This is a genomic window from Lebetimonas sp. JH292 (assembly GCF_000523275.1).
Lineage (GTDB): Bacteria > Campylobacterota > Campylobacteria > Campylobacterales > Nautiliaceae > Lebetimonas.
Genome location: NZ_ATHQ01000001.1, coordinates 336,884 through 356,718 on the forward strand (window position 1 = coordinate 336,884; position 19,835 = coordinate 356,718).

The 19,835-nt window shown below is 31.6% G+C and carries 26 protein-coding genes and 1 pseudogene; 9 read left to right on the forward strand and 18 right to left on the reverse strand.

What is annotated here, in order from left to right; genetic code table 11:
* The 8 genes and pseudogenes from napG (at position 1) to DZ64_RS0102070 (ending at position 5,510) form a co-directional block, all read left to right on the forward strand.
* Entirely contained in the window at positions 1 to 816 is an 816-nt protein-coding gene (gene napG, locus DZ64_RS0102035) for a ferredoxin-type protein NapG (RefSeq protein ID WP_024789236.1), read from the forward strand.
* A pseudogene (gene napH, locus DZ64_RS13980) lies at positions 804 to 1,644 on the forward strand (quinol dehydrogenase ferredoxin subunit NapH). Before napG ends, napH begins: the two are co-directional and overlap by 13 nt.
* Complete coding sequence (locus DZ64_RS0102045; protein WP_024789237.1) at positions 1,625 to 2,116, forward strand: nitrate reductase cytochrome c-type subunit; 492 nt, start codon at positions 1,625 to 1,627, stop codon at positions 2,114 to 2,116. The pseudogene napH and the gene DZ64_RS0102045 overlap by 20 nt, the downstream one beginning before the upstream one ends.
* Positions 2,116 to 2,589: a 4Fe-4S dicluster domain-containing protein gene (locus DZ64_RS0102050; protein WP_024789238.1), complete on the forward strand. Its 474-nt coding sequence runs from the start codon at positions 2,116 to 2,118 to the stop codon at positions 2,587 to 2,589. The genes DZ64_RS0102045 and DZ64_RS0102050 overlap by 1 nt, the downstream gene beginning before the upstream one ends.
* A gap of 9 nt (positions 2,590 to 2,598) precedes the next feature.
* The gene (locus DZ64_RS0102055) at positions 2,599 to 2,919 is read left to right on the forward strand and encodes a hypothetical protein (RefSeq protein ID WP_024789239.1); all 321 of its coding nucleotides are present in this window, start codon (positions 2,599 to 2,601) and stop codon (positions 2,917 to 2,919) included.
* A gap of 115 nt (positions 2,920 to 3,034) precedes the next feature.
* A complete protein-coding gene (locus DZ64_RS10450) occupies positions 3,035 to 3,541 on the forward strand; it encodes a hypothetical protein (RefSeq protein WP_024789240.1) in 507 nt (168 codons plus the stop codon).
* A complete protein-coding gene (locus tag DZ64_RS0102065; protein ID WP_024789241.1) occupies positions 3,538 to 3,882 on the forward strand; it encodes a chaperone NapD in 345 nt (114 codons plus the stop codon). The genes DZ64_RS10450 and DZ64_RS0102065 overlap by 4 nt, the downstream gene beginning before the upstream one ends.
* Positions 3,883 to 3,968: 86 nt before the next feature.
* On the forward strand, positions 3,969 to 5,510 hold the full coding sequence (locus DZ64_RS0102070; RefSeq protein WP_024789242.1) for a multiheme c-type cytochrome: 1,542 nt from the start codon (positions 3,969 to 3,971) through the stop codon (positions 5,508 to 5,510).
* 101 nt (positions 5,511 to 5,611) lie between these two features.
* On the opposite strand, the gene DZ64_RS0102075 is transcribed toward DZ64_RS0102070, so the two are convergent.
* From DZ64_RS0102075 to aroQ, 17 genes are all read right to left on the reverse strand, one after another.
* On the reverse strand, positions 5,612 to 5,848 hold the full coding sequence (locus tag DZ64_RS0102075; protein ID WP_024789243.1) for a cytochrome c553: 237 nt from the start codon (positions 5,846 to 5,848) through the stop codon (positions 5,612 to 5,614).
* A 49-nt stretch (positions 5,849 to 5,897) separates the two neighbouring features.
* Positions 5,898 to 6,086, reverse strand: a complete 189-nt coding sequence (locus DZ64_RS0102080) for a hypothetical protein (RefSeq protein WP_024789244.1) — start codon at positions 6,084 to 6,086, stop codon at positions 5,898 to 5,900.
* An 18-nt stretch (positions 6,087 to 6,104) separates the two neighbouring features.
* Positions 6,105 to 6,797 (reverse strand): cytochrome c biogenesis CcdA family protein, encoded by a 693-nt coding sequence (locus DZ64_RS0102085; protein WP_035003044.1) that lies wholly within the window; start codon positions 6,795 to 6,797, stop codon positions 6,105 to 6,107.
* On the reverse strand, positions 6,797 to 7,207 hold the full coding sequence (locus tag DZ64_RS0102090; RefSeq protein WP_024789246.1) for a DUF255 domain-containing protein: 411 nt from the start codon (positions 7,205 to 7,207) through the stop codon (positions 6,797 to 6,799). The genes DZ64_RS0102085 and DZ64_RS0102090 overlap by 1 nt, the downstream gene beginning before the upstream one ends.
* Positions 7,204 to 8,430: a protoporphyrinogen oxidase gene (gene hemG, locus DZ64_RS0102095; RefSeq protein WP_024789247.1), complete on the reverse strand. Its 1,227-nt coding sequence runs from the start codon at positions 8,428 to 8,430 to the stop codon at positions 7,204 to 7,206. Before hemG ends, DZ64_RS0102090 begins: the two co-directional genes overlap by 4 nt.
* The gene (gene lgt / locus DZ64_RS10455; RefSeq protein ID WP_236618632.1) at positions 8,418 to 9,242 is read right to left on the reverse strand and encodes a prolipoprotein diacylglyceryl transferase; all 825 of its coding nucleotides are present in this window, start codon (positions 9,240 to 9,242) and stop codon (positions 8,418 to 8,420) included. Before lgt ends, hemG begins: the two co-directional genes overlap by 13 nt.
* Before the next feature lie 22 nt (positions 9,243 to 9,264).
* Positions 9,265 to 10,548, reverse strand: a complete 1,284-nt coding sequence (locus DZ64_RS0102105; protein ID WP_024789248.1) for a (Fe-S)-binding protein — start codon at positions 10,546 to 10,548, stop codon at positions 9,265 to 9,267.
* 78 nt (positions 10,549 to 10,626) lie between these two features.
* Complete coding sequence (fliY, locus tag DZ64_RS0102110; RefSeq protein ID WP_024789249.1) at positions 10,627 to 11,430, reverse strand: flagellar motor switch protein FliY; 804 nt, start codon at positions 11,428 to 11,430, stop codon at positions 10,627 to 10,629.
* Positions 11,423 to 12,496: a flagellar motor switch protein FliM gene (gene fliM / locus DZ64_RS0102115; protein WP_024789250.1), complete on the reverse strand. Its 1,074-nt coding sequence runs from the start codon at positions 12,494 to 12,496 to the stop codon at positions 11,423 to 11,425. Before fliM ends, fliY begins: the two co-directional genes overlap by 8 nt.
* On the reverse strand, positions 12,489 to 13,166 hold the full coding sequence (locus tag DZ64_RS10460) for an RNA polymerase sigma factor FliA (protein WP_035003046.1): 678 nt from the start codon (positions 13,164 to 13,166) through the stop codon (positions 12,489 to 12,491). The genes fliM and DZ64_RS10460 overlap by 8 nt, the downstream gene beginning before the upstream one ends.
* Positions 13,159 to 13,497, reverse strand: coding sequence for a hypothetical protein (locus tag DZ64_RS0102125; RefSeq protein WP_024789251.1), 339 nt, complete (start codon positions 13,495 to 13,497; stop codon positions 13,159 to 13,161). The genes DZ64_RS10460 and DZ64_RS0102125 overlap by 8 nt, the downstream gene beginning before the upstream one ends.
* A gap of 9 nt (positions 13,498 to 13,506) precedes the next feature.
* Positions 13,507 to 14,373: a P-loop NTPase gene (locus DZ64_RS0102130; RefSeq protein ID WP_024789252.1), complete on the reverse strand. Its 867-nt coding sequence runs from the start codon at positions 14,371 to 14,373 to the stop codon at positions 13,507 to 13,509.
* A complete protein-coding gene (flhF, locus tag DZ64_RS0102135) occupies positions 14,370 to 15,590 on the reverse strand; it encodes a flagellar biosynthesis protein FlhF (protein WP_024789253.1) in 1,221 nt (406 codons plus the stop codon). The genes DZ64_RS0102130 and flhF overlap by 4 nt, the downstream gene beginning before the upstream one ends.
* A gap of 1 nt (position 15,591) precedes the next feature.
* Positions 15,592 to 16,038 carry a 2-amino-4-hydroxy-6-hydroxymethyldihydropteridine diphosphokinase gene (gene folK, locus DZ64_RS10465; protein ID WP_035003048.1) on the reverse strand — a complete coding sequence of 149 codons (447 nt, stop codon included), beginning with the start codon at positions 16,036 to 16,038 and terminating at the stop codon, positions 15,592 to 15,594.
* A gap of 163 nt (positions 16,039 to 16,201) precedes the next feature.
* Positions 16,202 to 16,366, reverse strand: a complete 165-nt coding sequence (locus tag DZ64_RS12520; RefSeq protein ID WP_173391328.1) for a hypothetical protein — start codon at positions 16,364 to 16,366, stop codon at positions 16,202 to 16,204.
* Between the two features lie 38 nt (positions 16,367 to 16,404).
* Positions 16,405 to 17,421 (reverse strand): M24 family metallopeptidase, encoded by a 1,017-nt coding sequence (locus tag DZ64_RS0102150; RefSeq protein ID WP_024789255.1) that lies wholly within the window; start codon positions 17,419 to 17,421, stop codon positions 16,405 to 16,407.
* Positions 17,422 to 17,433: 12 nt separating this feature from the next.
* On the reverse strand, positions 17,434 to 17,931 hold the full coding sequence (aroQ, locus tag DZ64_RS0102155; protein WP_024789256.1) for a type II 3-dehydroquinate dehydratase: 498 nt from the start codon (positions 17,929 to 17,931) through the stop codon (positions 17,434 to 17,436).
* 75 nt (positions 17,932 to 18,006) lie between these two features.
* Between aroQ and DZ64_RS0102160 the strand changes: the two genes are divergently transcribed.
* On the forward strand, positions 18,007 to 19,221 hold the full coding sequence (locus tag DZ64_RS0102160) for a metal-dependent hydrolase (RefSeq protein WP_024789257.1): 1,215 nt from the start codon (positions 18,007 to 18,009) through the stop codon (positions 19,219 to 19,221).
* Here the strand turns inward: DZ64_RS0102160 and DZ64_RS0102165 are convergent.
* Positions 19,211 to 19,834: an OmpA family protein gene (locus DZ64_RS0102165; protein WP_024789258.1), complete on the reverse strand. Its 624-nt coding sequence runs from the start codon at positions 19,832 to 19,834 to the stop codon at positions 19,211 to 19,213. The two genes, DZ64_RS0102160 and DZ64_RS0102165, sit on opposite strands and share 11 nt — an antisense overlap.
* Between the last annotated feature and the right edge of the window lies 1 nt (position 19,835).

Consider the following 19,835-nt stretch of genomic DNA (forward strand, 5'->3'; position numbering starts at 1 on the left):
TTGGATAGAAGAGGATTTTTAACACAAATGGCTCAGGCAGCAGCTGCGTCTGCTGTTGCCGGCACTGTTGTCGGAGCTTTTGTAGAAGAAGATAAGGTTAAACCTTTAACTCTTAGACCTCCCGGGGCATTAGAAGAGAGAGATTTTATAAAAACATGCATAAGATGCGGATTATGTGTCGAAGCATGTAAAAATAGAGAAAATAAGATGATAATAAACGGAGAGGAAATTGATACCTTAAAATTGGCAAGCCCCGGAGATAATGCTCCAATCGGTACACCTTTTTTTATAGCAAGAACGGGGCCTTGTTTTATGTGCGATGATATTCCGTGTATGTATGCGTGTCCAACAGGTGCTTTAACACCTGAAATGTGCAAAAACGATAAAGGTGAAGTTGCAATCGATTATGCCAAAATGGGAGTTGCTGTAATAGACCCGAGCAGCTGTATTGCTTTTTGGGGTCTTCAATGTACAGCATGTTACAGAGCGTGCCCGGAAATAGATAAAGCTATAACTATTGAATGGAAACAAAATAAAAGAACAGGAAAACACGCTTACAGAATTCCTGTTGTTCACGAAGAATATTGCACAGGCTGCGGAATGTGCGAAAGAGCATGTGTTACCGAAAAAGCAGCCATTAAAATATTCCCAAGAGAAGTTTTTCTTGGAAAAGCGGGAGACAGATACGTTAAAGGATGGAGCAAAAAAGACCAGCAAAGGGTTAAAAACGCATCAACAAAAACAACAACAAAAACACCTTGGAGTAAAAAAAGCCCGTTAAATAACTTAAATCAAGGTATAAAATGGAATCAGTAATTAAAAACAGATATTTAATTTTAAGAAGGATATCCCAGCTTACAATTTTATTTTTATATTTTGGCGCTAATGCGTGGGGATGGAAAATACTCGTTGGAAATTTAAGTTTATCTAAAATTTTTGGCAAAATTCCTTTAACGGACCCGTATGCATTTTTGCAAATGCTTTTTGCTGGTGCTGTAATAAGTACCGATATGATTGTAGGAGTTATTATTATTGCTGTTTTTTATACTCTTATCGGAGGACGTGCGTTTTGTTCCTGGGTTTGCCCTGTAAATATGATTACAGATTTGGCCGCATGGCTTAGAAGAAAAACACATCATGAAAAAGACAATTTAATAAGTGCTATGAAGATTAAAAATTTCAGATACTGGTTTGCCGGTATTTTACTTAATAATTTCAGCTATAAGCGGCGCAGCCGCATTTGAATTTATAAGTCCTATCGGTATTTTTACAAGAGGTGTTGCATTTTCACTAGGATTTGGATGGGTATGGCTGATAGCTATATTTTTATTCGATGCTTTTGTTTTAAAAAACGGGTGGTGCGGACATGTTTGCCCGTTAGGGGCCACTTATTCAATAATAGGGGCTAAAAGTTTAATCAGGGTAAAACATAATAAAGACAATTGCACAAATTGCGGTAACTGTCTGATGATTTGCCCAGAGCCTCAGGTTTTAGCACCTATAATCGGGAAAAAAAGCGATTTTATATCAGGAATTGAGTGTTCAAACTGCGGAAGATGTATTGAAGTGTGCGAAGATAATGCACTAAAATTTTCTATTAGAAATTACATAAAAGGAGAAAAAAATGAAAAAGCTAATAATTAGCTCTTTAACTGCTGCGGCAATATTAACAGGATGTCAAATGGCAAACACTCAAAAGACATCTGAAAAAACAGTAAAAGTTACAGGTATAAGACAAACATCATTAAATGCCGGAAGTGAAAATTTACCGGTTGTAAAATATAATAATCAGGCACCGGTTCCAGGACAGGTAAAACCTTATAAAAAATCTTTTGTAACGGCTCCCCCTATGATACCTCACAGTGTAGAAGGAATGGTTCCAATTACAATCAAAAACAATATGTGTCTAAACTGCCATATGCCTCAAAGTGCAAAAGCTATGGGCGTTACACCTATGCCAAAAGACCATTTTGTTGATAATTTTGAAGGAGACAAAAAAGAACCTAAAGTTGCTGGAAGCAGATATAACTGTACATTATGCCATGCTCCTCAGGCAAAATTAAACCCTGTTGTTGAAAATAAATTTGAAAATTTAAAAGCAAACACAGGAATGTAATGTTAGATAAATCAAAAAGAAATTTTTTCAGGAGAGTAACCTCTCCTTTTAAATCTTTTCTATATCCTCCATATTATAAAAAAAAAGAAGATTTTTTAAATTGTATTGAATGTAATGAAAAAGCCTGTGTTAAAGCCTGCCCCGAAAAAATAATAGAATTAAATAATGAAATTCCTATTTTAAATTTTGCATTTAGCGGCTGCACTTTTTGTGATGAATGTGCAAAAGCATGTGGGAAAGTTTTAAAAACCGAATATAAAAAAAATAAAATAAATGCCGAATTTATAATCAATACAAGAAAATGCCTTGCCTGGAATAATACAATCTGTTATTCCTGTCAAGATATTTGCGAAAAAGAAGCAATAATTTATAAAGGAATGTTTAATCCAGTGATTGATTTAGATAAATGCACGGCATGCGGGTTTTGCATAGGTGTCTGTCCAAACGATTCAATAGAAATCATTATTAAATAAAGGAAGAAAATGAAAAAATTAACAATTTTATTTTTGATAATTATAAATCTGTTTGCTTATGAAAAAATCATATACCCAAGTTATATTTCAAAACTTACATTTAATAAAAAATATTTAATCGCCGGACTTGAAAACGGTGAAATTATTATAAAAAATTTTAAAACACTTAAAAATATAAATACAATAATCCTACCAAAAATACACGATTTTATGGATGAACTGATTCCCATGCCGATATATTCACTCGATATATCGCCTGAAAATAATAATTTATTAATTCTTGCCCAGGGGGAAAATGCATTTAAAATAATCTATTTATATAATTTTTAAAACAAAAAATTATACAAAAATATTTTCTACAAAAGAAAATTTAATAGAAGCAAAATATATTTCAAAAAACAAGATTTTAATAGGTACACTTGCTGATGAGGCAATTTTATTTGATTTGAAATTAAAAAAAGAAATTTATCACAAACAGATAGGAAATTATGTTTTTTCCCTTTTTGTTTTAAATAATAAAAATCTTGCCGCATTCGGAGATGAAAGCGGTATTGTAACAATTATAGATATAAAAAATGGAAAAACGGTTAAAACCGTAAAAGGCTTTAACAAAGGGAAAACATTAACTCTCGATTTTAAAAAATATTTAATTTTAAATGCCAGTGAGGACAGAAAAGTAAGTATTTATAATTTAAAATATGATAATTTTACAGTTGAAAACAACGTAAAATTTTTACCTTATGCAGCAGGTATTTCACCAAATTTAAAATATTATGCAATTCAATATAATGAAAAAAACAATATTGCGATATTTGATATGAATAATAAACTTATACAAACATTAAAAGGACACACAATGGCACTAAACGGGTTAAAATTTATTAAAAATAATGAAATTATTAGTTTTTCACCGGCAGAAATTATAATTTGGAAATTAAAGGAGAACAAATGAATATATCAAGTATAATAGTTAAAACAAAACCTGAGCATTATGATGCGGTTTATATGAATCTTATGGAAAGTGATTTATGTGATGTTCATATAGGCGATAAAGAAAAAGGAATAATTATTATTACAATAGAAGGGGAAAATGTTGAAGAAGAAATTGAAAAACTTTCCAAAATAGAAGATATGCCTTTTATAATAAGTGCAAATATGCATATGAGTTATAATGAAGAAGAATTGGACAAATTAAGAGAAAATATTGATATTAATCAAACTGTAAAAGAACTCAATACAGAAAAAAAAGCCGAAGAAATAAATTATAAAGGAAGTTTAAAAAATAAATATTAATTTAATAAAAAGTTAATTTTGGCACTTTTTGGACACTTTTTTATAATACAATATTAAAGAGTAAAAATAAACTCAAAGGAGACAAAATGAAAAAGGCACTTTCAGCCGGAGTTAGTATTGCAGCACTAACAAGTGTAGCATTTGCTGCAAACAGTTTGGATTCAAACCCAAATTATGTAAAACTTAAAAATTTCAAACCAAATCCTGCGGTTACAAATGAGCAGTGTTTAATGTGTCATAAAGCTCAAGATCCTGGTATTGTAGCTGACTGGCAACATTCAAAACATGCAAAAGCAGGTGTCGGATGTGTGCAGTGTCACGTTGTACCAAAAGATTATCCAACTGCATTTAAAGCACACCCTATGCAGGGAAAAAATTGGACAGTTCAAATTGCGGTTTCATCCGTAACATGTGCAAAATGTCACGCAAAAGAAGTTACAGAATACCTTAATTCAGGACATGCAAGAGGTGCAGCACAATGGTTGGCATCAAATATGGGTAAACACGGCTTTTTAATGAGCAAACTTGCGTATAACTATGAAAATATGAAAGGAAAACATCCTTCATTAAACGGTTACAGTGCAAAAAAAATGGCTGCGGGAATCAGAAAAGACAATTCTGTATTCGCTTCAAACCAAAACAATCCAAGACAGGCAGATTTAGGCGTTGCAAATATTTGTGTACAATGCCACGGAACAACTGTAAAATTAGATTCTCAAGGCAGACCGGATGCGGCAACATGGCCAAGTGACGGTATAGCCACACTTTATCCAGATGGAGGCGTTGGAAACTGTTTAGCATGCCACAGCAGACATAAATTCTCAGCTGCCGAAGCAAGACAGCCAGCAGCATGTTCAAACTGTCACTTAGGGCCGGACCATCCGGATAAAGAAATTTTTGAATCAAGTGTTCACGGGCATATTTTTGATACAAATGAAAAAGATTACAATTTTGAAACAGGAAAACAAATTCCAGGTAAAACCCTTAGAGCCGCAACATGTTTTACATGTCATATGAGTGGAATTAACGGACTTAAAGCAACTCACAATGTTTCACTTAGACTAAAATGGAATTTATGGGCACCAAAAAGTTTCTTAAGAACAAAAGGTGCTGAAACAGCCGGATGGGCGTTTTGGAGTCATGGCGGAAAAATCATACCTGGAAAAACTATATTAAGAGGTAATCCAAAAGCAGGTAATCCACAGGGACCTGAAGCTGCAAGAAGCCAGATGAAACAAGTTTGTGCGGCTTGTCATGAAGCTACATTTGTAAACAACTATTTCCAAAGAGTTGACGCTCAGGTAAAAAATTATAATAATTACTTTAATGCGGCAAATAAAATGCTAAAAGAGCTAAAAGCTAAAGGTTTAATAAAATCTGACGTATGGAGTGATCCGTTCTTTAAATTATATTATTATCTATGGCATCATGAAGGTAGAAGAATGAGACAAGGTGCAGCAATGGGAAGCCCGGATTATGCTCACTGGCATGGTGTTTTCCAAGTAATGCAAGATATAAGAGAAATGCAAGACATTTACAACTACAGAATGAAAATGCTTAAAAAATACGGCAATGCCAAAAAAGTTCTTGAAAACGAACCGCCAATGCCTGTTGTTACTCACGAATAATTTCTTTGCCCTTTTTGGGCACTTATTTTAATTAAAATTTAAAAATGATTATATTTTAACTTCTCCAAAACAAAATTAAATTTTGTTTTGGGTTGTTGTATTTATTTTTTACCAAATTCTTTTGCTACTCTTTTGATATCAGCTTCTTTTAAACCTTTTGCAACATTAACCATCATAGGATTACCTTTTCCGGCTTTATATTCTTTCATTTTTGCTTCGATTTGAGCTGGAGTTAGTGTATCTAATTTTTTAGCCATACCGCCATTATGACACATAGCACAGTTATCGCCTGCGAATAAAAATCCGGCCAATCCTATAAATGCAAATAATTTTTTCATATCAGTCCTTTTTTAATTATTTTTTTTATTATATTTAATAAACATTAAATTATATGTTAGTTTTGGATAAATTTTTATCAATTTTATAAATTATCAGCATCATTAAAATTATACCTGTCAATTCTATTAAAACTGCTGACGTAACTACTCCTACAGCTCCCAAAAGGGTTCCTATTATACATAAAAACATCCCGAGTAAAAAAGTTTTATCACTCCAATATTCTTTTACAGCATCCATTGTTTCTCCTTATTTAATTTATTTAATTCCTTTATAAAAAAAATAAATACCTACTAATATTAACAAAATACCGCTTGCTTTTTCAATTAAACCCATATAATTTTTTGCTTTTTGTATAAATCTGATACTCCAAACGGTAAAAATAGCCATAAGTAAAAACGGAAGAGCAAGCCCGAGAGAATAAACAATCATCATAGAAACACTTTTTGCCGGGTCGGTTGCCGCCATTCCAACAATTGTGCCAAATATTGGGCCAATACATGGTGTCCATCCAAATGCAAAGGAAACTCCAAGTAAAAAACTCCCGGCATTTTGCAAATTTAATCTTTTTTCATACTGAAAAATTTTAAATTTAATAAATCCCCCTATATTAAGCCCGAAAATAATTATTACAATTCCTGCAATTACATTTAACCATTTATTTGCAAATATATTGCCTATTAAATTTGCCGCAGCTGCACCAATTAAAACAAATACCAAAGCAAAACCCAAAATAAATAAAAAAGAATTAATTAAAATTTTAAGTCTTTCTTTTTTATTTAAATTCCTCTGTTCAATTTCTTTTGCGCTTATTCCTGTTATATAAAAAAAATATATCGGCACAAGAGGCAATACACAGGGAGAAAAAAATGAAAGAACACCTGCGATAAAACTTACGACAAAAGGCATCTTGTCAAAATAATCAAACAGAGAATAAACCATATTTTCCATTATTTGCCTTTTTGATATTTTTCGTTATACTGTTTTAAAACTTCAAGAAAAATTTTGGCCGGTCTTGAACCGAAAATTCTGTAATAAAGCTTATCATCCGGTGTAATCAACAATACATTAGGAGCCGCACCAGTAAAATAAACAGAAAACTCAATTGGGACTCTGTCTGTATCGGCATAAATAAATATAGGTATAAAATTTTTGTTTACATAATCAATTACAGGTTTGTATTTATAAACAATATTTGCCATATACCAACATGGAGGACAGTGATGAACGGAAATATCGACCATTAAAAGCTTATGTTCTTTTTTAGCCAGCTCAAATGCATTTTTATAATTTTTTACCCAATGAATATTATTTGCAAAAATAGAAGTCAAAAATAAAAAAATCAAAAACAATTTTTTCATTTCTTTAACCTTTCAGCAAGTTCGAAAGAATTTTTAATACAGTCATTGAAACTGATGCCATTATAAGCATTGCCTGTTAAATAAATATTAAATTTTTCTGCTTCGGTGAATATATCTTCAACCAATTTCTGATGACCCAGAGAATAATTTGGAATTGCGTTTTTATGAAGCTTTAACCACGTTATTTTCGGATTAGCATTTTTGATAATTTCATATATATCATCAAGCGCTATTTTAATTATTTCTTCTTCATTTAAATCTTTAATTTCAGAATATCTGGCACCTCCGAGCATTGCCCTGATTCCATTTCTGTTGGGAAAAATATATTTGTCCATCAATATGCCGAGTGTTTTGTTTTTAATAGTTAAAATACCGAAAGATTTAGGTGTTATGCTCTCAAAATCAAGTCCGACAATGGCAACAGGGTTATAAGGAATTTTTTTTAACAAATCTGAAAGTTTTTCATATTTTTTTAAAATTTCTGATGCCGAATAAGCCTCCGTAGCTATTACAATTTTATCAAAATCTTTCAGTTCATCTACATCTTTTATTTCTTTAATTACAAAATTTGCTTTTGTTTTTTCTTTTAGTTTATTAATAAATTCACTCATTCCGTATTCAAATGAATGAAGTTCCCCCGTAGGTTCCCCTCCCCTTTTTAATTTAATCATGCCTTTAAAAAGAGAACCGTATTCACATTCGATTTTTTTCAGTTTGGGAAAAGCGGCATTCATAGAAGTTATTTCAGGAGTAGAGGCGTATATGCCGGCCAACATAGGTATCATCATTTTTCTATAAAATTCTTTGCCAAGTCTTCTGATTGCAAATTCTTTTACACTCTCTTCCCTCTCACATACGGGTTTTATAAAAAATTCTTTCAAAATCCTAATTTTCCCTTTCAGGCTCATTATATCACTTGTTAAAAATTCAACAGGTTTTGAAGGAAGTTTAATCAGTTTATCATCATAAATATATCTGATTTTTGCATTTTCATCGGCTTTTATAGGTTTTATGCCTATTTTTTCACATAATTCAAGCGTTTTGGGAGAATTATTTAAAAACCCGTTTACACCTTCTTCAAAAAGATAATTCCCAACTTTTTGCGTATAGGCTTTTCCGCCCCATTTATCTTTTTCAAAAACAGTTATTTCATAATCATTCTGAAGATAATATGCAAGGCTTAACCCGCTTATACCTCCCCCCACAATTGCTAATTTTTGCATTTTTTTCTCCTGTAATAAAAAATTATAAAACCAATTATAACCAAAAAAGAACTTAAAATCTGTCCCATTGTTATATGGCCGACAATAAATCCAAGCTGAGGGTCCGGCTGGCGCCAAAATTCACACAGACTTCTGAAAACGCCATATGTAATTAAATACAAAGCTATCAATTCCCCTTTGCATTTGTAAAATTTTTTGTAAAACCAGTAAATAATTATAAAACTAACCAGTCCTTCAAAAAAAGCTTCATATATACCGATAGGATGCCTTAAAGCACCGTCTATATAAACCCCCCAGGGAACATCGGTAATCCTGCCGACAATTCTTTCGTTTAAAAAATTACCGAGTCTTCCGAAAATATATGCAAGCGGAACAGCAAGGGCTACAACATCCACAAGTTTCCACAAATCAATTTTTTTTATCTTTACAAAAAGCAAAGTGGCGAGAATAAATCCTATTACCGCCCCGTGGTAACTCATACCTGCAATACCTACAAATTTTCCGCCTTCAAACGGGTTAAACATTTCCCAGGGATGAAGCAGATAATAACTGTTATCCCCGGGCATATAAAATAAAACATATCCGAATCTTGCACCCAAAATAATTCCTATTTCAGCCCATATAAAATATTCGTCTATTATCTTTTTACTAAAACCCATTTTTTCACCGAATTTAATCCCCAAATAATAACCTAAAACAAGCGCTGTTATATACATAATTGCATACCAGTGAATATGAAAAGGGCCTATATTAAGGGCAACAGGATTTATATAAGAGTAGATATGCTGCCAAAAATTTATCAAATTAGCCATTTTTTATTCTTTTCTCTACTCACTACTCACTATTTTCACCATTTTCTATTGCCTTGGCAATAAGTTCGACAGGATGCATAAATTTTTTATTATCTCCCACTTTATCAAGATGTTCTGTTATCTGCATTCTGCATGCACTGCATTCCGCACTTACAATTTCGGCATCAACCTTTTTAATCATTTCGGCTTTTTTCAACCCTTCTTTTCTTGCTAAATGAAATTTTTCACTCTGAATTGTAATACCGCCAAATCCGCAGCACATATCCGGATTTTCCATTTCATTTATTTGATAATTTTGACTTATAAGAGCTCTCGGTTCTTTTCTTATATTAAACACCTTACCGAAATGACACGCATCATGATATGTGATTTTTTCTTTTTCTTTTGGAAGTTTTGCAAGCCTTTCTTTTAAATCGGTATATTTATAAAACCATTCGGTGGTTCCAAAAATTTTGGATTTTATTTTTTTATGCCTTTCCAGCCACTCCGGCATATGGTATGTTATAAATTCTTCATAATCTTTTTTTAACATCGCAGTACATGTGGCTTCCGGGACAATAATTGCATCAACTTCATCGATAAAACTTTCAAAATATGTAATATTATATTCTACAAGTTCTTTTACTGTTTTAAAATCACCCGTAAAATAAGCCGGTGCCCCGCAGCAAAGCTGCTTTTTAGGAATAAAAATATCAACATTCAAAAATTTAAGCACTTTTATCAGGGCATCGCCAACTTCGGTATAATTGTAATTAGCCATACATCCGATAAATATAGCAACTTTTTTTTGAGGATTTTGTGTTTTTATCCTTTCTGGATATTTTTTTAAAAAAGGTTTTTTCTTAAAATAAGGGAGTAATCTTCCTTTATGTAAAAGAGGTATGGAAAAACGGGAGCGCATAGCATTTTTTTCTTGCTCGATCTTAAACCCACATGTCTGAAAATAAAAACCGAGCCTGCTTACCAAATCATAAGCCCATCTGTTTTTTAAAAGATAAAAAAATGCTCTTTTAAACCAGGCTATTCCAAATTTTTCGGCAATTTCGGCTCTAACATTTTCTATCATAAAATCGGTGGGAATAGAATTGGGGCATATTTCAACACACTGGTTACACAAAAAACAACTTTCAAAAATATCTTTTGCATTTTTATCAAGCTCAATTTCACCAACTTCGACACCCTTCAAGAGATCCAAAAAACCCCTCGGAGATGTGGTTTCGTCAGGATTTATTCCATGAATTGTACATCCCGGAATACACTTTCCACATTTTATACACATATCCGAAAATTCACTGAATTTAAACACCGCGTACCTTTTTTAATAGCAAAATATCAAAACAAAACTATTTTGTCAATTTTCACAACTCACTACTCACCATTTTCACTATTTTTTAAGAGTATTGAGTCTCTCTTCTTTTGTCCCTATAGAAGTAATTTGAATTCCGAAGTTTCCGTCAACGATTACAACTTCTCCTTCACCTATTTTTTTATCCTCTATCAAAATTTCAAGCGGTTCGTTTGCAAGTTGATTAAGTTCAACGATTGAGCCTATATCCATAAAAACAACATCTTTTAAAAGCATAACCTTTGTTCCAATCCTCACACGAAGCTGTAATTTTACATCTAAAAGCATTTCCAAATTTTTAACTTCTGGAAGAGGCTTGGATTTATCTGTCTCTTTTTTTTCTTCAATATGTGTTTTTTTACCGCTGATAATAGAATATATTTTATCATCCAAAAGAATATGACACTCTTTTTTTATATCTTTTATAGAACAATTTAAAACGATGTCATCTGCATAATCAAATTTTTCTTTTTCCTGATTAAAAGTAACATCTTTAATCTGAAATTTTAATTTAGGCAGATTTTCCTGTGCTTCAAGTGTTGTTGAAAGTGATCCGAATATATTGGATACAATTTCTTTTATAGCATCCAAATCGTCTTCATTCATTTCACTTTTCGCCTCTCCCTCACCCGCAAGCATTAAATCTCCAAGAATTGTGGCAATTTCCGGAGGTATAATAACCGCCAATTCACCTTCTTTGGACTGCAGGGTTATTTTTGCATAAGGAGGCTCAATATCTACTTTATGTTTTTCTTCTTTCAAAATTACATCAGGAGCTATTCCTATTAACCCCTCCACCACAGATTTTATTTCATTTATCAAAATATCTATAAAATTATTCATTTTTCTCCCCTGATGTTATATTTTCTATTTTTTCTTTTCTCATTTGTTCAAGTTTTTCCAAAATCTCTTTTACCTCATCATGCTCGGTTTTTAAAATGTGTTTGATTTTGATACTTCTTCTGTATCTGCTGACCCCAAAATCTGCAATAAATTTTTCTCTGCCGTCCACTTTAACAACAACTGTGTCATCGGCCGGCCTATTTAGCTTTATTATATCACCGACTTCCAAATCAATAATTTCCTTCATACTCATATAAGCATATCCGAGTATTGCCTCGAGCTCTATTTTTGCCCCTCTTATAAGTGCTCTCAGTTCCTTATTTCTACTTTTTCTGCCTGTTGTCCCGCTTAGCATTAAATCTCTGTTTGCGAGTTTTGGAAGAAGCGATTCAATAGAAATAACAGGATAACAAATATTCATCATTCCGCTTGTATGACCGATGACAATTTCCATAACAATCATAACAACAATTTCATTCTGAGCAACAATCTGAACAACATTGGGACTTGATTCTTTTGCTTCTATTACCGGAAAAAGTTCCATTATAGGCGACCAGGCTTCTTTCATATTTTGTGTAATAACTCTCAAAATCTGGTCGAGTAGACTAAGTTCTATATCAGTAAATTCCCTGTTAGATTCATAAGAAGAACCCTCCCCGCCCAAAAGTCTGTCTATCATAGGAAAAACAATTGAAGGGTTAATTTCAATTACACCTTTTCCATCAAGCGGTTTTAAAGAAAAAACATTAAAAGATGTCGGACTTGGCAGAGACATTAAAAATTCACCGTAAGTCATCTGGTCGACTGAATGAAGCTGAATTTCAACAATACTTCTCATAAGTGCGGAAATATCACTTGCAAGATTTCTGGCCATTTTGTCATGTATCGCCCTGAGAGAACGGAGCTGCTCTTTACTGACCCTGTTTGGCCTTTTAAAATCATATAAAGTAATTTGGCGCTGTTCTAGTATATCAGGAGCTTTTTCAAGCTCCTCAGGTGCTACGTTTTCTTCCTGAACAACTTCTAAAAGCGCATCAATTTCTTCTTGTGATAAAAGCTCAGCCATTTAATTTTTTCCTTATTTTTCTTATAGCATGTGAATGTATCTGGGAAATCCTGCTTTCGCTGACATTTAATATCTCACTTATTTCTCTTAATGAAAGCTCTTCAAAATAATAAAGTTGAATCACAAGCTGTTCTTTTTCACCCAACTCTTTTAAAACTTTCTTAATTATATCAATTAATTCTTCCTCTTCAACTTTTTTAGAAATATTTTCAAAATAATTTAGCTGCTCTTCTATAGGAAAAACATTATATATTTCTCCCGCTTTTTTTGCTTTTTTTATTTTTTCTATATTTTCGTTTAAAACCTCGGCCAAATATTCGTCACTTGGGACAGTTCCGAATCTGGACATATAATCCTCCGTAATTTTATCAATTTCTTTTACAAGTTTCCTATCAGCCCTGCTTATGGTATCAAGACTTCTTAAAAAATCGAGCATTGCCCCATAAACCCTTTTTTGTGCATATCCCCAAAAATTATCATTCATTTTAGGGTCATATCTTTTTGATAATTTCACAAGTTCTTCAAGCCCGATTGAAACCAGATCATTAAAATCAATACTGCTTGGCAGTCTTTCTTTAAGTCTTGCCGCCATTGCCTTTACAGCGGGCATATAATTAACCGCCAGAGAATCCCTGTATTCTTTTAATGTCTGTTCGTAAGGATTACACATGTTTCTTCTTTAGAATTTTTAGTTCTTCTTCTTCAAATTTTTTTAAAAATTTATAATTTTCATAAATAATATCCTCTTTTTTTTCAAGTTCTTTTATCTGGGAATTAACAATTTTTTCTATTTCGTTTTTATTAAAAATAATATATTTTGAAAGCATTGTATATTTGATAAAAAAAGAAACACTTGCCAAAGAAAGAATATAAAAAGCAGATGTTGTGATAATCACAAACCAAAAAAAATTATATACATCAAAATTTTTCAATATTCCAAATATTACAGCAATAAAAAAACCGCTTACAGTAGAAAAATAGATAAAATTTTCCGCCTTCATTTATTTCCTTTAAAACTGAGAAAATATCTTTTTAAAAAATCTTCCGATTCCTTTATTTTCAGTTTTAAGCACTTTTCGTTCCGAAATTTTTGCTATTTTTTTTGCAATATTATATATCTGTTCGCTGGAAAACGAATAAGGCTCCTGCTTTGTAAAAAGAGCCCTGTTTATAGAACAGTTGGTAATTATTTTATCTTTTTTTAAATATCCTATCATTTGAAGTCTTAAATCTTTTTTTAAATTATGTTTAGCCACATTGTTTATTTTTGAAAATATATTAATTGCTTCTTTTTCGCTGTTAACCTCATTTAAAAACATAAAAATTTTATCTTTTCTTTCACTGATTAATTTAATCATGGCATATGCATCAGTAATGGCGGCAGGTTCAGGTACCGTAACTACAATAATATCATCGCTTGCCTCAAGAAATATTTGAACTTTTTTATCTATTCCCGCACCCGTATCAATAATAAAAAAATCGTAACTATCTAATATTTCAAATTCCGAGAAAAATTTACTGAGGGTAACTTCATCTGCAAAATCCATTATTTCTTCACCGCTTTTTCCCGGGATTAAAATAAAATCCTTTTCTATTTCAACAATAATATCTTTTAAGGAGCATTCGTTTTTAAGTACATTATATATGTTTTTATCACTTTTAACTTTTAATATTACATCCAGATTAGCTAAGCCTATATCAGCATCAAAAAGAGCAACTTTAAACCCCAATTTATGCAGGGCATAACCCAAATTTGCCGTAATTGTACTTTTCCCCACACCTCCTTTTCCACTGGTTATCGCTATAAAATGAACATTTGAGGATTTAGTATTTTTTTCTTGAACCAGTTCTTTGAGTTTATCGGCTTGAGTTTTCAATTAAACTCCTTATTTAAAATACCTTTAAGCAAATAATCGGCCTCGGCCTGTGTTAAATCATCCGGAACTTCCTGTCCTGTCGAAAAATAACTGACAGGTTTTTTTGTTTCAATTAAAAGAGAAAAAATATTTCCATAATTTTTTGTTTCATCAAGTTTGGTAAAAACAAGTGTGTCGATAGGCAAAATTGAAAAATTTTTATAAATATCCAGTAAATCATCATATTTAGTTACAGCTGAAAGAACCAAATTTATATTAATTTCAGAAAACGTATCCACTTTTAAAAAATTTGATAATTTTTCGATTTTTTCTTTATCATGCTGGCTGCTTCCCACTGTGTCAATTAATATATATTCATTATGCCGCAGACTTTCAAGTGCCAGTGAAAAATCGCTCGGGTCCACCACTGTTTCTATAGGAAGTCTCATCATTTTTGCATAAGTCATTAATTGCTCAACTGCTCCTATTCTGTATGTGTCGAGTGTTATTATTCCAACTTTATGACGCTTGGAAAGTTTATAAGCGAATCTGGCGGCCAGTTTTGCAATAGTTGTGGTTTTACCAACCCCGGTAGGCCCCACGAACATCATTATTTTTTTATATGGAGGTGTAATTTCCCTTTCCATTCTTACAGGTATCATTTTTTTAAGAAGTGTATAAAAATATCTTTTTATCGTTTCAGAATTTTTTCTCATTTTTAAAGGCATATATTTTATTGTAAGTTTCATTATTTCGTCCAAATGTTTTTCATTAATTCCACTTGAACGGGAAAGTGCATATATTTCACTGAATTCGGGAGGCAACTGTAATTCATTTTTATTTGCAATTTCCCACATACTCGCTTGTAAAAATTTTAATGTGTCAGAAATTTTTGTAACCTGTTTTTTAAGTTCAATTATTTCGTCATTTTTTTTTGGCGTTAAATTCGGCTGATTTATAATTTCTTTATTTTCTTTTTTTGAGATAGAAGATATTTCTTTTGCAGCACTTGAAAGTTTTAACATAACCTCTTGTGTATGCGCTTTATCACTCATCGGTTTTCTGGGCATGATATTGGCTTCTTCAACAGCTACAACAATTTCATACAGACCCGGGCTTGTAAGGGTTTTTTTCTTAATTTCTTTGCTTGAAACAATTACAGCGTCATCCCCCACCTCTTCTTTTACTTTTTTCAAAGCCTCGGTATAACTTTCAGCCGTATATGTTTTTAACTTCAATTTAATCCTTTAAAATAAGTGGAATTAACACCGAATCCCTTTTTTTGAAAAAAGGATGCGGTAAAATTAATTTTTTTGTATTAATTTTTATTTCATTAAATATAATTATATCCAAATCCAACGTTCTTGGTGCATTTTTAAATGTTCTAACTCTTCCAAATTTTTTTTCCACATATAATAAAAAATTTAAAAGCTCAATTGGAGAAAAATTTGTTTTTATTATCATAATGGTATTATAAAAATCATTTTGAGCCAAATATCCAAAAGGGGGGTTTTTATAAATTATTGAAGTTTTTATAATATCTATTTTGGGATGATTTGATAAAAACAGATAAAGTTTTTTGAATCTTCTTATACAGTTTCCGATATTACAGCCAATTCCAATTAAAGCAATATTTTTTTTATTGCTTTTTTTATAACTGTCCGGATAAAATGTTATATGTATAATTTTTCTATTATCACTAAATTTAAATCCTTACATTCATTCTTAATTTTCCATTTTTAATTTTCCATTATTCACCGTGGCCGCTTTTGATAGCCAGGTAAGCTTAATTCGCTTTGCTCATTTGCGCTCATTTTCCGTTCTCCATTTTACATTTTTCATTTTTAACTTATTTAGGCATTCCCCTCCCTGCAATATATCCGTATATTCTTCTTATTATTCTTTTGATGACAGGAGTAAAATCTCCTTTTTTTATAGCTCTTTTTATTGCGTTAATATCGCCTAAATATTTAGCTGTTTTATAAAGAATACTTCTAATTTTACCAATGCTCATTTCCCCCTCCTTTTTTAATACAATCCACTATTTATAATTTACACATTTTCGCTTAACACCTTGGTTTTACCGTTATAATCAATCATAACCATATCCTCTATTCTTACACCAAATTCATTTGGCAGATATATGCCCGGCTCTATTGTAAAAACCATACCTTCTTGAATAATTATATCATTTCTTGAATTAACAAAAGGCCATTCGTGAATATCAAGCCCTACCCCATGCCCAAGGGAATGGACAAAATATTTCCCGTATCCGGCATCTTCTATAATTTTTCTGGCTGTTTTATCAAGAGTGGAAATTCTTTCGCCTACTTTTACGGTTTTAATAGCTTTTTCCTGAGCTTTTAAAACAATATCATATATTTTTTGCATTTTTCGGTTTTTAAATTTTTGAAATTTACCCATCGATATATTCTTATTTATTGAAACGGTTCTTGTTCTGTCAGAACAGTATCTTTTATATTTGATTCCCGCATCAAGTAAAAGCAAATCATTTTTTTTAAGTTTTTTATTTGTAAGTTTTGCATGGGGTTTTGCGGCATTTTCATTAATTGCCACTATCGGAGCAAAACTGAGTTCTCTTTTTCCCCTACAGGTTAGTTTTTCTTTAAATCTGTATGAAAGTTCATATTCATCGATACCGCTTTCAATTGCTTTAGAAAATTCATCAAAAGCTTTTGCACCAAGTTTCGCTGCTTTTTTAATTATTTCAAGTTCATTTTGTTTTTTTATCATTCTCTTTTTATGTGAATAATTTTTATCATTTTTAAGTTTCACAGCTGCTGATAAATAATCATATTCTTCTTTTGACCAGTTAAGCGGGTCGATAATTAGTTTTTTAACCCTTTTTTTAAGAATAATTTCTCTTGCTTTTTTTATTAAATTTCTCTCTTCAATAACTTCGGCTTTTGCTTTTTTGGCCTCAAGGGTATATCTCCCGTCTGTTATTAAATATTTTTCTCCGTCAAGTGAAAGTAAAATGCAGTTATCGTTTGAATAACCGCATTCATAATAAATTTCGTTTTCTTTATTTAATATAAAATTTTCCATTTTCACCACTCACTACTCACCATTTTCACTACTTACTTTTTTTTGCGCTTCTTTTGCCATTTTAATTTCATTTAAAATCTGCATCATTGCAAGCAAGCCTAAATGATAACTAAAAGGTCCGAACCCGCTTACCGTTCCGGCTGCAACATCCGAAATAAGGGATTTTTTTCTAAAATCTTCTCTTGATTGAATGTTGCTCATATGAATCTCAATCACGGGTATAGGAATATTTCTAAGGGCACTGACGGCATCTCTTATTGCAATTGAATAATGAGTTAAAGCGGCTGGATTAATTATAATCCCGTCTGTTTTGTCACTAACAGATTCCTGAATTGAATCCACAATATCACCTTCGTGATTTGATTGATAAAATTCAATTTCAAATCCGTTTTGTTTGGCTACAACCTCCATATTTTTATTGATGTCTTCAAGTTTCATAGACCCGTAAATATTTACTTCCCTGATTCCCAACATATTCATATTCGGTCCGTGTATTACTTTAATTTTCATAAAATCTCCTTTTTTATTGTAATTATATTAAAATTTGGCATATAATTTGCTTTAACTTAATAAAAAGGAACAATTTTGCTTAAACTTAAAGCTGATTATGTATTAACTTTTAAAGAAAAAAGTGATATTCTTTTAAATGCCGAAGTATTGTTTGACAAAAAAATAATAAAAGTCGGATATAATTTAGATGAAACTCCCGCCGTCTATTTAGGTAAAAATTCGGTTTTAATGCCTGCACTTATCAACAATCATACCCATTTAGAATTTTCTTCAAACAAAACCACACTAAAATATGGGGATTTTATTACCTGGCTAAATTCTGTTATTCAAAACAGGGAAAATCTTTTTACAAAATGCAATTCCAAATGTTATAAAGATTCAATAAATGAAATGAAAAAAAGCGGAATATGTGCTTTCGGGGAAATAAGTTCAAGTGGCAATGATTTAAAATATTTAACCAAACAACCGTTAAAAGTTGTTTATTTTAATGAAATTATAGGTTCAAACCCGGCTGTTGCTGATATACTGTATCAGGATTTTTTAGCACGTCTTGAAAACAGCAAAAAATATGAAAACGAGAAATTTAAAACAGGCATTTCTATTCACTCCCCCTATTCAGTCCATCCTGTTTTAATGGATAAAGTTATAGATATTGCTAAAAAAGAAGAAATGGTCATGCAAACCCATTTTATGGAAAGCAATGCGGAAAGACTCTGGCTTGACCAAGGAAAAGGAGAATTCAAACTTTTTTTCGAGCAGAATTTTAAACTCTCACATCCGCTAATAAAACCGATTGAATTTATACAAAAATTTAAAGACACTAAAACAACTTTTATACACTGTGTTCACGCCAATGAAAAAGAATTGGAAGAAATAAGCAATATAAAAGGATTTATATCACATTGTCCCATATCAAACAGACTTTTAAATACCGGATTACTTAATTTGGAAAATGTTAAAAACAAATTAATAGATTATTCGGTTGCAACAGACGGAAAAAGCTCAAATTATTCACTTAACCTTTTTAAAGAAATTAGAGCTGCCCTGCTTATGCAAGTTGAACTTCATCCAAAATATTTAGCAAAAGATTTATTAAAAGCGGTAACAATTAATGCGGCGAAATCTTTGGGACTTAATAACGGCAGTATTGAACCAACAAAAGATGCGGATTTAATAAGTTTCAAATTACCTGAGAAGGTTAATGATATTGATAATTTGTTTCTTCAAATTATTTTACATACAAATGAAGTGGATTATTTATACATAAACGGAGAGGAAATTAATCTGTAATATTTATAATTTCCACTCTTCTGTTTAATGCTCTGTTTGTTGAAGTTGTATTTGGAACTAAAGGATAATCTTCTCCACATCCTTTTACAACAATCATTTTAGGATTTACACCGAATTTTATCAATAATTCAGCCACAGCCTTTGCTCTTCTCAAAGACAATTTTTTGTTATACTCTTTTGAACCAATATTATCAGTATGTCCGGCAACTTCGATTTTTTTAATATTAGAATTGGATTTTATTGCAAGGGCGATTTTTTGAATATCTTTATAATATATCTTTTTTACATCTGCCTTGTTAAAATCAAAATTAATTCTTAATGTTGCAATTATAGGACATCCGTTATGATCAACCGCAAATCCTTTCGGTGTGTTCGGACATTTGTCAAATTTATCTATAACACCGTCTCCATCGGAATCTTTTACTTTTTCACTTTTATACACAACCTTTTCTTTATATACGGTTTTTACTTTTTTTAAAGCGGTTTCATTTTTATCTTTCCATCCCGCAACTTTTTGATTACCGGCCAAATCAACAACATTTGTTGCCAGCGGTTTATCTGCACATCCTGCGAATAAAAATACCAAACTTCCCAAAACAATTAATCTTTTCATA

Bases quoted from the DNA above. Each gene is read 5' to 3' on its own strand.
- DZ64_RS0102070 (WP_024789242.1), top strand. From the start codon at position 3,969: ATGAAAAAGGCACTTTCAGCCGGAGTTAGTATTGCAGCACTAACAAGT.
- DZ64_RS0102080 (WP_024789244.1), bottom strand. From the start codon at position 6,086: ATGGATGCTGTAAAAGAATATTGGAGTGATAAAACTTTTTTACTCGGG.
- DZ64_RS0102045 (WP_024789237.1), top strand. From the start codon at position 1,625: ATGAAAAAGCTAATAATTAGCTCTTTAACTGCTGCGGCAATATTAACA.
- aroQ (WP_024789256.1), bottom strand. From the start codon at position 17,931: ATGAAAATTAAAGTAATACACGGACCGAATATGAATATGTTGGGAATC.
- DZ64_RS0102090 (WP_024789246.1), bottom strand. From the start codon at position 7,207: ATGAAAAAATTGTTTTTGATTTTTTTATTTTTGACTTCTATTTTTGCA.
- lgt (WP_236618632.1), bottom strand. From the start codon at position 9,242: ATGGCTAATTTGATAAATTTTTGGCAGCATATCTACTCTTATATAAAT.
- DZ64_RS10460 (WP_035003046.1), bottom strand. From the start codon at position 13,166: ATGTGTAATCCTTACGAACAGACATTAAAAGAATACAGGGATTCTCTG.
- DZ64_RS12520 (WP_173391328.1), bottom strand. From the start codon at position 16,366: ATGAGCATTGGTAAAATTAGAAGTATTCTTTATAAAACAGCTAAATAT.
- DZ64_RS0102085 (WP_035003044.1), bottom strand. From the start codon at position 6,797: ATGGAAAATATGGTTTATTCTCTGTTTGATTATTTTGACAAGATGCCT.
- DZ64_RS0102075 (WP_024789243.1), bottom strand. From the start codon at position 5,848: ATGAAAAAATTATTTGCATTTATAGGATTGGCCGGATTTTTATTCGCA.
- DZ64_RS0102150 (WP_024789255.1), bottom strand. From the start codon at position 17,421: ATGGAAAATTTTATATTAAATAAAGAAAACGAAATTTATTATGAATGC.
- DZ64_RS0102065 (WP_024789241.1), top strand. From the start codon at position 3,538: ATGAATATATCAAGTATAATAGTTAAAACAAAACCTGAGCATTATGAT.
- hemG (WP_024789247.1), bottom strand. From the start codon at position 8,430: ATGCAAAAATTAGCAATTGTGGGGGGAGGTATAAGCGGGTTAAGCCTT.
- DZ64_RS0102055 (WP_024789239.1), top strand. From the start codon at position 2,599: ATGAAAAAATTAACAATTTTATTTTTGATAATTATAAATCTGTTTGCT.
- DZ64_RS0102165 (WP_024789258.1), bottom strand. From the start codon at position 19,834: ATGAAAAGATTAATTGTTTTGGGAAGTTTGGTATTTTTATTCGCAGGA.
- fliY (WP_024789249.1), bottom strand. From the start codon at position 11,430: ATGAATAATTTTATAGATATTTTGATAAATGAAATAAAATCTGTGGTG.
- DZ64_RS0102125 (WP_024789251.1), bottom strand. From the start codon at position 13,497: ATGAAGGCGGAAAATTTTATCTATTTTTCTACTGTAAGCGGTTTTTTT.
- fliM (WP_024789250.1), bottom strand. From the start codon at position 12,496: ATGGCTGAGCTTTTATCACAAGAAGAAATTGATGCGCTTTTAGAAGTT.
- DZ64_RS0102050 (WP_024789238.1), top strand. From the start codon at position 2,116: ATGTTAGATAAATCAAAAAGAAATTTTTTCAGGAGAGTAACCTCTCCT.